A 13,070-nucleotide genomic window follows, 5' to 3' on the forward strand; every position below is an offset into this window, starting at 1 on the left:
TGTTAATCGTGTTTTTACAAACACTAATAACCCAAATATTTCTTCACGAATTTCAAATCAGAAGATAAAAATATAAGGTTGGTTTTATTCATCGGTGATATTCGTGAAAAAAATTAGTGCTTATTTGTATTTAAATAAAAAAACGGAAAGCAAAATACTTCCCGTTCAATTATTTATAAAAACTGTCTTCTTTTATTTATTGAAATTCTCTGCAAAGAAACCTAACATAGACTTGTAAAACTCAATTCTGTTGGGTTCTTTTCCAAAACCGTGTCCTTCGTCATATTTTACCATGTAAGGAACTTCAAATCCTTTGCTTCTTAAAGCTTTAACGATTTGGTCAGATTCATTGATGTTTACTCTAGGATCATTCGCCCCCTGAACCACAAATAATGGTTTTTTAATTTTATCAATCTGAAAAACCGGTGAAACTTCTTTTGCTATTTTGGCTTCTTCAGGATTATCCAAATCATACCAGATTTGCTTTACCATTTCTTTATACGGCTTCCAATATTCCGGGAAAGAATCGAAGAACGTGAAAATATTGGAAACACCTACATAATCAACTCCACAAGAGTACAGATCAGGAGTTTTAATTAATCCCATCAATGTAGCGTAACCACCATGACTTCCACCATAGATAGCTACTTTGTCTTTATCTATCCAGCCTTGTGAGATTGCATATTTTACGCCGTCTTCTACATCATCCATCGCTTTACGGCCGATTTGTTTATATCCGGATGTTTGAAACTCTTTTCCGTAACCACCAGAAATTCTGAAATTAACCTGCAAAGTAGCGTATCCTCTGCTTGCAAACAACTGTGTTTCAGGATTGAAGCCCCAATCATCTCTTATTCCTTGCGGACCGCCGTGAGGATTTACAATCAAAGGAACTTTTTCACCATTTATTGCTGCTTTTGGCAATGTAATATACCCGTAAATGGTAAGTCCGTCTCTGCTTTTAAACTCTATGGGACGCATTTCAGCCATATCATCTTCTTTCAACTGAGGCATCAAATCAAAAAGGAGTTTGGTTGTTTTGGTTTTTGTATTGTATTCATAATACTTTCCATACAGTTTATCACTGTCAACAACAACCAATAGTTTTTCGTTTTTATCATCTGAAGAAGCAATTCCAAACTGTTTATCGCCAAATTCAGAAGTCAGTTTATCATGAATTTCTTTGTAAAATTTACTTACAGGAATGGTTTCGTTTTTAATTCCGTTATAGCTGATGTAATCTAATTCATAATTTCTGCTTTTTCCAGCCTGTGCGATTGAAGAAACATCAAATGTAGGATTGGAATAAACCTCCTTAATAATTGCGTTTTTCTTTAAATCATACAATACAATTCTAGATTTATCACTGCCAAGATTGGTTACCAGATAAACCTCATCTTTGTTCTTAGAATTATCATTAAAGCCAATTACGCTAAACGTATCTTTCCAGTCGGTCGACTTAACAAGATTAAATTTACCGGTCTGCAAATCTTTGTAATACAGCTTGGTCGTCAAACCATTTTCAAGAATTGTGTAGCCTCTCAGGTTGCCTTGTCTGTCGAAAAGATAATCATCAATCGGACTTTTTACATCTTTGTTTTCATACAACTGCGTAATTTCGCCGGTATTAAAATTGATTTTATACGGTTCAAAAATCTGCTTATTGTTCTTGTTCATGCTCACAATAACAAACTCAGTATCTTTAATCAGTCTTACAGAATTTAGCGTAATTCCTTCAAATGGTGTAAGATCTTTTAAGTTTTTACCGTCAATATCAGCGGCGTATAAGTGGATATTTTCGTTTCCACCTTTATCCTGAGTGTAAAACAGACGTTTTTTATCAAGCCATCCGTAGCTTCTTATTAAATCATCTTTTTCAACCAATGCCTTTGTAATTTCACCAGATTTCAGATCTTTTACATAGACATGATTTTTACTGTCTTTATCCTTTTCTTTATACGACAGGTACTGCCCGTCGGGAGAAAGTTTAAATTGTGAAGCTTTCGGCCTGGCAAAATAATCTTCTACCTTATACTTAAAATTTCCTTTGTCGTAAGAAATAAGCTTTTCTATCGTAGCTTTTGATGAAACCAATGTCGGGTCGCCCGGCAATTTTTTATCAGTAGTTTGTGCATTCATCATGAGACTTGTGATTACCACTTGCGTAATACCTAAAATTTTGGAGTTTAAATTCATATTTCATGGATTTGGTTAAACGATATATTTATAAGACGCTTCAAGTATATGAAACGTTACATCGTTTATCGCTAATTTGTGAAATTAAGTATGAATTTCTCTTAAAAAAATTATTCAACAATAAAATGGAATTGCTGTTTTTTCTAAAAATATCGTGCTTTATTTTTATTATTGATAACGAAAAATTTAGGTTACATATTAAAAAGGAAGTCAAAAATGACTTCCCTATTTTATTTATTGATTATTGATAGATTGCTATATTATCTTTTTCCAACTTGTATCCTGTTTCAGTAGGTGTCAAGATATATTTTCCTTTTTTCCAGATATCTTTTTTACATCTCTTTTTGAGAATAATATTTTCACCGGGTAACAATACTTCAGCTTTTCTCTTATTATCACTAAAGATAATTGCCGCCATCGAAGACGAACTATTTTTCTGATCTATTTGGGTCATTTTAATTTCCTGCTCAAAAACTCTTACACAATTTTCTTTAATTTTCGAATAAGTGTATCCTGCAGAACCAATACAGCCATGAGAACCTCTGTCGCTACCTGTCTGAGCAAAACTAAAAGCGCAAAAGAAAATTGCACCTGATAATATTACTTTTTTCATAATTTGTATGTTTAAACTGTAACTATAATGGAAAAACTATACCAAAACAAAAAAGCCACTCTCTCGAATGGCTTTGTATAAATTTTATTTTGTCCAGTGGATTTTTGAATGTTTCACCTCTTCAGAATTTGTACCAATCATGATGTCAAATTCTCCGGATTCCCAATCGTATTTTAAATCTCCGTTGTAGAATTTCAGGCTTTCTGGAGTGATGTCAAAAGTAATCTTTTTAGATTCTCCTTTTTTCAACATTACCTTTTGGAATCCTTTCAATTCTTTTACCGGTCTTGTGATACTTCCTACCATATCTCTGATGTATAACTGCACCACTTCAGCCCCATCATAATTTCCTGAATTTGTAACCGTAACTGAAGCCTGAATCGTTTGATTTCCTTTCGGATTTGCATTCGAAACCGTTACATCAGAATAATTGAATTTAGAATAACTCAAACCATATCCAAACGGATACAACGGCGTATTACACTCATCCATGTAATTGGAACGGAATCTTTCGTATACACATTTATCTACTTTATCCTGAGCTAAAGGACGGCCTGTATTCTTAGCATTATAATAAATCGGAACCTGACCCAGACTTCTCGGGAACGTCATCGGAAGTTTTCCTGAAGGATTTACTTTACCGAAAAGTACATCAGCAATTGCGTTTCCAGCTTCTGAACCTGCAAACCAGGCATTCAAAATAGCATCAGGAGCATCTTTCACATTGGTTAACGCCAAAGGACGACCTGTGAAAAGTACCATTGCAATTGGTTTCCCTGTTTTTTTCAATTCATTTAACAAATCAACCTGAGATTGAGGAATTGTAATTTCAGTTCTTGACGAAGATTCTCCGCTCATTTCTGCAGATTCCCCGATTGCCAAAACAATAACGTCAGCTTTATTGGCAATGTCAACCGCTTCTTTTAATAACGCTTCTTTTGAACGGTTATCCCTGTCTGTTTTCTTACCGTGAGCCGCATAGATATCTTCTAATTTAGCATCGTAATCAATGTTGGCTCCTTTTGCAGAAAGGAACTTCACCTCTTTTCCGTAATTAGCCTGAAGACCCTGCATTAAGTTAACAGAGATTGCATGTTTAGTAGCTACACTCCAAGTTCCCGCCATGTTCAGAGAGTTGTTGACCAATGGGCCAATTACTGCAACAGTTCCTGATTTCTTCAAAGGTAAAACCTGGTTTTCATTTTTCATCAAAACCATCGACTGCGCTGCCACACTTCTTGCGATATTACGGTTTTCTAAATTGTAAACCTCTTTAGCCGCTAATTTTGCATCACCGTGCTTGTAAGGGTTATCGAATAAACCCAAATCGTATTTAGCTTCAAGAATTCTTCTTGCTGCCATATCAATTTCGGCCTGCGTTACTTTTCCTTCAGCTAAAGATTTTTTTAAAGTGGTTAAGAATCCTTCACCCACCATATCCATATCAACACCGGCTTTTAAAGCTAAAGCAGAAACCTGCTGAAGATCGCCCATTCCGTGTTCTACCATTTCGTTGATTCCGGTATAATCGGTCACTACAAAACCTTTGAATTTCCACTGGTTTCTTAAAACCTCGGTCTGTAACCATCTGCTTCCTGTTGCAGGAATTCCGTCTACTTCATTAAAAGAAGCCATTACAGAAGCTACACCTGCATCAACAGCTGCTTTATAAGGTGGAAAATATTCGTTGAACATTCTTACGTGGCTCATATCCACCGTATTGTAATCTCTACCCGCTTCACCTGCTCCATACAATGCAAAATGCTTTACACAAGCCAAAATATTGGTTCCGTTTGCCAAATCTTTTCCTTGGTAACCGTAGACCATATTTTTAGAAATTTCGCTTCCTAAATACGGATCTTCACCAGAACCTTCTGAAACTCGTCCCCATCTTGGTTCACGTGAAATATCTACCATTGGTGAGAACGTCCAGTTGATTCCGTCTGCTGCAGCTTCTTTTGCGGCAACTCTTGCTGATTGTTGCACCAAATTCATATCCCATGATGCTGCTAAGCCTAATGGAATAGGGAAAGTCGTTTCATACCCGTGAATAACATCCATCCCAAAGATCATTGGAATTTTAAGACGGCTTTTTTCAACAGCAACTTTCTGAACTGCTTTAATTTTATCTGCTCCTTTGATGTTGAATAATCCACCAACTAAGCCTTGTTCTACTTTTTTTCCGATGTCTGAACTTTGAGCCTGACCTGTTGTAAAATCTCCGGAAGTCGGTAAATTTAACTGGCCAATTTTCTCATCTAAAGTCATCTTAGCCAGCAAAGCATCAACAAAAGCCTTTTTCTTTGACTGATATTGAGCGGTCTGATAAGACTGAACCGGCTTTGTTACCATTTCCTGTGCTGAAAACACGGGAGCTAATGCTAAAGTCGCAATTACAATAAACTTTTTCATATATCTTACTTCTTAAATTATATTCCTTTTTGTTCTATCAATGATTCTATTTAAAGCAAAGAAAAACTAAATAGTTAATTTTTCAAAGATTTTTATCAATTAATTACATTATTTATATTTTTTCTTAGACAACATCCATTCGTACAACGCTGGATTTGAATAAGTAGAGTCCCAAGAATTATGATTATCATTCGGGAAAATCGTCAATTCGGCAGATGGATTCACCGGATGAAGTACTTGGTAAAAATTAAATGCATTTTCCGGCAGCACGACATCATCCATTCCGCCATGAAATATTTTCATGTTTAAATCTTTGTATTGATGAATATTGGCATACATCACACGATCTGTCGGTGCACAGACAGAAACTACTGAAGCAAACATTTCGGGATGTTCCATTGCGAGTTTTAATGCTCCCCATCCTCCCATCGAAAGCCCGGTGAGGTAAATTCTGGAAGCATCAATTTTATATTTTTTCTGAATTTCTTTAATCAAATTATAAACACTTACCGTATCCCACCAAGTATTTTCAGGACATTGAGGCGCTAAAATTGCCACGGGTTCTTTGATCAGATTTTTGTATGTAAAAGGACTGTGCGCTTTTACCAATTCAAGATTATTTCCTCTTTCTCCGGAACCGTGAAGAAATACAATCAAAGGTACATTACCTTTTACCTTTTGAGGATAATCTAAAATATATGATATTTTTTCTACTCGTTTAACTTCTTTATTCAGTTCTGCTTTGATTTCCTGAGCATTTAAGCTTAAAGAAAATGGTAAAAGCAAAAGTGGTAAGTATTTTAGTTTTAAATTCATATTTCTTTAGGTTTTGGCTAAAGCCGTTTGATTTTTGGTTTTGGTTAAAAGGGCTAAAGCCCATTTCTATTGATAAACATTCTATTCTTACTGCATCTTTTAGCCCCGATAGGAGCGACATCCTTTTGTTTTGCGACCGGAGCGAAGCGGAGGTCGTAACACAAAAGATAAAGCGGATAGCGGGAAATAGCTCCTAAAAACTATTTAATATTATATTTTTCTGATGTAAAGCTTAATTTTTTTAATCCTTTCTGGATTTCAGGAGCATTCATGAATAATTTCCATAAAAATCCTGTTCTGTAATTCTCGATCATCGGGGCGATAGTTCCCTGATCAATCGCTAAATATCGTGGCGTCGTCCAATTATCATAATTGATCGATGTTGCATCGTAAGGGCCTGCAGAACCGATGAATTCTGGCTTCTGAGTATAAATAAATCTCAAAAAGTCCATAGATTCTTTTGGTGAATACGGGAAACTGCTCAAAGCAGCCGTCGGAGTGATGACTCCGTGATCATTTTGCGGGAAGTGAGCATTATAGCCAACGCTTCCGTCTTTATTTCTTGAGTAACCAGCCGTTAATCCCCAATAATTGGGTCCGTAACCTTTCCACTGTTTTGGGTTTTCGACACAGTATTTGTAGTCAATTAAGACCTGATTTTTATTTAAATCGAAATAATTTTTAATTAATTTATCCGATAAATTGGTAGGATCTAAGCCGATATAGGAATATTGGGCCCAAAATAACGGTCCGCCATATTCTTCAGCTCCGTTGTGTTTTACATACATCGGAAGTCCGTATTTTTCTTTGTCTGAAAGATAGGTTCCATTTCTTGTCCAGCCTTTGTAATACGTTTCGGCATCGATAGAATAGGTTGGTGATGATGCTGCCAAAATGTAGGTAATAAGACATTCATTATATCCTTCCAAAGGAAAATTCATTTCCCACTGATATTCTGGTGACCAGTGCCAATACAGTACTTTTTCGCCTCCTTTGGTGTACCAGTTCCACTGAATTCCTTTCCAAAGCTCATCACATTTTTTGGCAAGAGCTTTTTCTTCAGCGTTTCCGTTTTTAAAATATTCTCTCACCTGAATAATTCCTGTGGTAAGAAATGCGGTTTCCACCAAATCTCCGCCATTATCTTTTTTTCCGAAAGGAACGGTTTTCCCGGTTTCTCCGTTAATCCAGTGTGACCAAGCACCTTTATGACGATCTGCTTTTGCAAGGAAATCCATAATTGTTGTCAATCTTTTCACCGCTTCTTTTCTTGGAACAAAACCTCTCTCAACCCCCACTAAAATAGTTGCTAAACCGAATCCTGAACCTCCGGTAGTGATGACATGTTTGTCGTTATCCGGATAAATATTGTCTTCATGGTAACGCTCTCTTCCTAACATAGAATTGGGTTCTGCATAATCCCAAAAATATTTTAAAGCATCTTTCTGGACTTTATCCATCAATTGCTCATCAGTAATATTAGATTTTACAACTGATTTTTGGGTAGATTCCTGTTTTGCAATTTGAGAATTTTTGCAAGAAACGGCAAGTAATGATGCCGCTGCAATTGAGAGTATTATCCTTTTCATTATATCAATTTTTAAACTTAAATACTAAAAGAAGAGGAGAACTTTCATTCTCCTCTTGTGTATTGATTACTATTAATAACCAGGGTTTTGAACGAATAGTCCATTGCTTGCATTCATCGCATCCAAAGGAATAGGGAAAAGTTCATTTTTTCCTGGAGTAAATCCTTTAGGCCCTAAAACTGCAGCAGCCTGTCCTGTTCTTACTAAATCCGGGAATCTGTCGTTTTCCATAGCCAGTTCTACTCTTCTTTCTTGCCAAATAGCCGTTCTAAGAGCAGCCTGTGTAGAAGCTGTAGTATTTCCTAGATTTGCTCTGAATCTCACTTTATTAATATTTAAGATAGCAGCAGATGTATTTCCTAATTCGTTAGCTGCTTCTGCATTAATTAAAAGAATATCAGCAAATCTTAGGATTCTAACATTTTGAATAGAACCGTAGCCACATGAGCTATTATTTAGAGATCTGGGAACATACACTTTTTGATTCCACATGTTTCCAGCATTAGGATCTCCTTTCTTAACTAAATCTCCTTCAAGAGTTGTTTCTCCTTCTCTTAAAATAGTAAGTTCCTTTCTGATATCTCCTGGTTCAAAGGCATTTTCTAATGCTGTTGTTGGAGTAAAGAATCCCCATCCAAATTGATCTCTTACACCTTGAACTTCCGCATATTGACTCCCTGCATCTTTACCTAAAGAGGGATCACAACCACAGTTAACTTCAAAAACAGACTCTGTACCAAATTCCCCAGCAGGTCTGAATAAATGATTAAAGTCCGGATCCAAAGAATATCCCATTGCAATAACCTGATTTGAAGTATCATAAGCTTTTTGATAATCTTTCATGTAAAGATATACCTTTGAAAGTAGTCCTAAAGCGCCTCCTTTGGTAACTCTTCCAAGATCTGATGCAGGATATGTCTGAGGTAAAACTTCAGACGCTGCAATAAGATCTGCAACAATAAACTTGTAAACTTCTTCTTTAGAATTTCTTGCTTTCAGATAATTTCCATCTGCAGGCAATCCGTCAAAAATAGGAACTCCACCGTAAATTCTTACTAAATTGAAATAGAAGTAGGCTCTCAACACTCTGGCTTCTGCTACTAATCTATTTTTAAGTGTAGTATCCATTTCAATTTTAGGAACATTGGTAATCACCTGATTGGCTCTGTTAACAGCTTGCCACTGCCCAATCCAGTATCCTCTTACTCCGTCATCACTTACTGTAAAAGTAAAATTATCGTATGCATTTATAAAAGCTGCATCACCAGGATTAGATCCTTTTTCAACATCATCACCAGTTACTCCATAAACAAACTGTGCAGGGAAACCAGTATTTTCCCAGCTTCTTAAAAAACTATAAATAGCGCTTGTTGCACGCATCGCATCATCTTGTGTTGTAAAGAAGTCTGATACTTCTGTACGTCCTTCATCTTTGATATCTACAAAATCTTCGCTACAACTAGCCATTAACGAAACCAAAGAGATTGCTAAAAATATTTTTTTCATGATTTTCTAATTAAAATGTTAAGTTCATACCCATTGTATAAATTGCTGAAATTGGATAAATATTATTATCAATTCCCATTTGCACTCTATCCGTATTGGTAATTTCAGGTGAAAAGCCATTATACTTGAAGCTCGTCCAAGGATTCTGAGCACTCACGTACAATCTTAGTTTTGTTATAGATAAAGCATTGGCAAAAGATTTCGGTAAATTGTAACCAACCTGAATATTTCTTATTCTTATATAACTACCATCCTCAACATAGAAACTGTTTGGTGCAATTATTAATTGGTTGGATGTGATCATAGAATTGGTATTAGAAGTGCCTGCTCCATTCCATCTGTTGTTATACATGTCTAAATCCCAAGTCTCGTTACCGTAACGTTGTTCACGATTGTAATTGTATATTTTATTACCGAATACACCTTGGAAATCAACCGCAATATCAAAAGCATACACATTAAAGTTAACCCCAAAACCATACGTTCCTTTCGGAATCGGACTTCCTAAGAATGTTTTATCTCTTGTGTCAATAACCCCATTACCATCTTGATCAGCAAACTTAAACCATCCTGCTTTTGCACCTGGTTGTCCTGATGCAGCTGCTTCTGCGTCTGTTTGAAAGACACCTGCAACATCGTAACCATAATAAGAACCAACTGCATGACCTTTTTCTAATCTTATAATTGAATTACCAAATAAGCTGGCTCCAGTTTCTAAATAAGAGTCAAGATAAACAGATGTGATTTCATTTTTAAGTGATGTAAAATTACCATACACTCCAAAACTAACATTATCACTAAGCTTAGTATTATAATTAACAGAAACTTCAAAACCTCTGTTATTGAAAGAATAAGCATTGGTGACGAAATTTCTCCAGTTAGCAGCACCAGATACTGTACCCTGATTCACTCCATAAACTACATTTTTAGAATCTTTATCGTAATATGCAGCGTCAATTTTCAGCTTATTATTAAATAATGCCATTTCTATTCCTACATCCTTTCCAGTAGTAGTCTCCCAACCAATGTTAGGATCGATAAATTGATCAACAGTTGTAGCAGGAGCTCCTACATTTCCGAAGTAGGCACCACTTAGTATTTGTGATATGTTTGCAGTATATCCTCTTCCAATATTAGGATTTCCTAATTCACCATAACTTGCTCTCAATTTCAAAAGATTGAAAACGTTCTGTCCACTCATAAAATCTTCTTTAGACACTACCCAGCCTGCACTAACAGCAGGAAACACCCTAGCTCGATCAACACTAACTTGTGAACTTGCATCTCTACGGATAGAACCATTAATCAGATATTTCCCTTTATAATCATAGTTTAATCTTCCGAAGAAAGATTCAATTCTTTGTTGATCTTGATCTACATTTAAATCTGGGACATCTATAATATGGTGAACGAGACCGGTACCATTATTAATGTTCAGAGATTCGTTTGTTCCATTATAATTGACACCTCTGGCAGACCAATAATCCTGTGATACAGATGTTCTCGTTCTAGAGAATCCTGCTAATACATCAAAGTTATGGTTTCCGAAGCTCTTTTTCCAATTGATGGTATTATCCCAAACGTAATTTCTATTTCTGTAATTTCGGGTAACTAAAGTTGAAGGAGTTTCCTTATCATCAGGAATGTAAGTTAAAGTTGGTGTAAATTCATATTGACTAGGACTATAACTATCAGAAGAATAGCTTATTCTAGCCGTAAAGTCTTTTAAAAACTTAACTTCTCCAAACACATTATTCAATAATCTTTCTTCTCTTCTTTGAGAACGATAAAGATCAAGCTGTGCTCTTGGATTAGCAATATTATACCCGTCAAAATACTGATAATCTCCTGTGGTAGGATTGATTGTGGAAAATATTGGTGGAGCAATAAAAGCGGTTAATAAAGGATTCGCTGAGATATCAGTACGCATTTTAGAAAAACTGAAGTTATTTCCTATCGTAATGTTATCGGTAATGTTATCGGTAATCTTATAGCTTAAGTTTAATTTACTGTTAAATCTATTAAACCCACTTCCCGAATTAATACCACTACCTGCCGCGAGATTACCTTCATCCTGAAGGTATCCTAAACTACCATAATAATTTAGTTTTCCAATACTTCCTGTTGCAGAAAAATCATTAGCATTAATAATGCTTGTACGGAAAATCTCTTTGTACCAATCTGTATCTGCAGGGAAATTTGCTCTGGAAATAGAGCCAGCACTCGAACCGTTGTCATTTATCAGTTTTTCGTTGTATAACTCGATATACTGATCAGAATTAACCATTTTAGGAATGTTAGTTACCTTTTTAAATCCAATATAAGAATTGAAATTGTAAACAGGTTTTCCTTTTCCAGTCTTCGTTTTAATGATTACAGCACCATTCGCTGCCTGAGCTCCAAAAATAGCTAAACTCGATGGATCTTTCAGAACACTCATCGATTCGATATCCTGCGGATTAAGATAAGAGATATCCGTTGTAATCATACCGTCTACAATAAATACTGTATTCCCGGTTAATGAACCCACTCCTCTGATGTCAACTCTTGGTGAACCTCCGGGAGTACCAGTATTGGTAATATTTACCCCTGCCAGTTTCCCTTGAACAGAACTAAGTGGGTTTGAGTTGGGTTTATCAGCAAGATCTTTTGCTGTAACCAAACCAATACTCCCTGTAATGTTTTCTTTTTTCTGTGTACCATATCCTATGAGCACAACCTCCTCTATTTTCTGCTCTTTCGCAACAGTGTCTTTAGGAGCAACCTGCCCATTGACATTCATCCCAAAATAGAGAACGGCAATAAGACAAGAGTACTTTAAATTAGTTTGTTTCATATAGTTTAATTTTATCTTGTATAATCAATTTTGAAAAATAAGCCTTTGGTAAATTCTATTTTCTCAAAAGAAGACTTTGTTCAAAAATATAAAAAATATCAACTGATGTTAATTTTAGTTAAATAATTTATTAATTGATGATTAATTTATCAAATATGTTAAGTAAAACTAAATTTTAATAAATTTCGCAATTGAAAGTTTTAAAAAAAATGAATATTTCATATTGAAGCAAAGCTTATTTTTGACTAAAAAACACCCAAAAACACCTTTTAAAGTCTAAATTCTATGTAATCACTTTAATCCTCAATTTAAAATCGGTTTTATTACAAACAAATAATTTTTTGTTAAACACACAATTGTAATTACCTTTGGTGCGTTATTTGACAATGATAAAAAAATTGGAAATGAAAAAATATATTATAGCGGCTGCACTGATCTTCGGAACGGGTGCAGTGATTACCACAAGCTTGCATTCTTGCTCTACGCTTGCTACGACAGATCTTGGACTGGCAGTCATTAAAAGAGTTCTATTAGGCGGAATCAACAAAGGAGCCAATATCTACGGTAATAAAGAAGCTTTCTTACAAAATAATTTAGTTGATAAAGCTTTACCAAAAGAACTGAGAGACATCAACACTACTTTAGAAAAAATAGCACCTTCCATTGTTGCTAAAGAGAGACAATACATTGCTGAAGCTGCAGTTTATACTGTAAATATTTCAAAACCAATTTTAGAAACAGCAGTAAACAGTCTGAATGCGCAAGACGTCACCAGAATTATTCAAGGTGAAAAAGGAACAGCCACTTTAATTCTGAAAGAAAAAACCCAAACACAACTTGTTGCCGCAATTGCACCAAGAGTTGAAGAGGAACTTAATAAATATGGCATTGTAAAAACAATTAATACGGCATTATCAGGAACTAATCTTTTAGGAAGTCTTTTGGGCGGCAATAAAACCAATGTGAATGCAGGCGGATTGAGCACGTTGGCTTCAGAGCAAATTGTAAACGGCCTTTTTAATATCATCGAAGATCACGAAAAGCAAAATTCTGCGTCTTTATTTGCGCCATTTGGAAAATAGGCTGATTTTCGTTAAATTTA

The 13,070-nt window shown here is 35.4% G+C and carries 8 protein-coding genes; 1 reads left to right on the forward strand and 7 read right to left on the reverse strand.

Annotated features, from left to right (window positions below; genetic code table 11):
• Window positions 1-192: 192 nt before the first annotated feature.
• From EG358_RS14380 to EG358_RS14410, 7 genes are all read right to left on the reverse strand, one after another.
• A complete protein-coding gene (locus tag EG358_RS14380) occupies window positions 193-2,196 on the reverse strand; it encodes a S9 family peptidase (RefSeq protein ID WP_076559552.1) in 2,004 nt (667 codons plus the stop codon).
• 241 nt (window positions 2,197-2,437) lie between these two features.
• Window positions 2,438-2,809, reverse strand: coding sequence for a hypothetical protein (locus EG358_RS14385; RefSeq protein ID WP_076559548.1), 372 nt, complete (start codon window positions 2,807-2,809; stop codon window positions 2,438-2,440).
• An 84-nt stretch (window positions 2,810-2,893) separates the two neighbouring features.
• Window positions 2,894-5,221 carry a beta-glucosidase BglX gene (gene bglX, locus EG358_RS14390; RefSeq protein WP_076559545.1) on the reverse strand — a complete coding sequence of 776 codons (2,328 nt, stop codon included), beginning with the start codon at window positions 5,219-5,221 and terminating at the stop codon, window positions 2,894-2,896.
• A gap of 108 nt (window positions 5,222-5,329) precedes the next feature.
• Window positions 5,330-6,037, reverse strand: coding sequence for a carboxylesterase family protein (locus EG358_RS14395; protein ID WP_076559542.1), 708 nt, complete (start codon window positions 6,035-6,037; stop codon window positions 5,330-5,332).
• A gap of 200 nt (window positions 6,038-6,237) precedes the next feature.
• Window positions 6,238-7,626 carry a glucoamylase family protein gene (locus EG358_RS14400; RefSeq protein ID WP_083677012.1) on the reverse strand — a complete coding sequence of 463 codons (1,389 nt, stop codon included), beginning with the start codon at window positions 7,624-7,626 and terminating at the stop codon, window positions 6,238-6,240.
• Between the two features lie 72 nt (window positions 7,627-7,698).
• Window positions 7,699-9,132, reverse strand: coding sequence for a RagB/SusD family nutrient uptake outer membrane protein (locus EG358_RS14405; protein WP_076559536.1), 1,434 nt, complete (start codon window positions 9,130-9,132; stop codon window positions 7,699-7,701).
• Window positions 9,133-9,142: 10 nt separating this feature from the next.
• Window positions 9,143-11,968, reverse strand: coding sequence for a SusC/RagA family TonB-linked outer membrane protein (locus tag EG358_RS14410; protein ID WP_115596378.1), 2,826 nt, complete (start codon window positions 11,966-11,968; stop codon window positions 9,143-9,145).
• 404 nt (window positions 11,969-12,372) lie between these two features.
• Between EG358_RS14410 and EG358_RS14415 the strand changes: the two genes are divergently transcribed.
• The gene (locus EG358_RS14415) at window positions 12,373-13,050 is read left to right on the forward strand and encodes a DUF4197 family protein (RefSeq protein ID WP_076559996.1); all 678 of its coding nucleotides are present in this window, start codon (window positions 12,373-12,375) and stop codon (window positions 13,048-13,050) included.
• Window positions 13,051-13,070: the final 20 nt, after the last annotated feature.

This window comes from Chryseobacterium indoltheticum (assembly GCF_003815915.1).
Classification (GTDB): Bacteria; Bacteroidota; Bacteroidia; order Flavobacteriales; family Weeksellaceae; genus Chryseobacterium; species Chryseobacterium indoltheticum.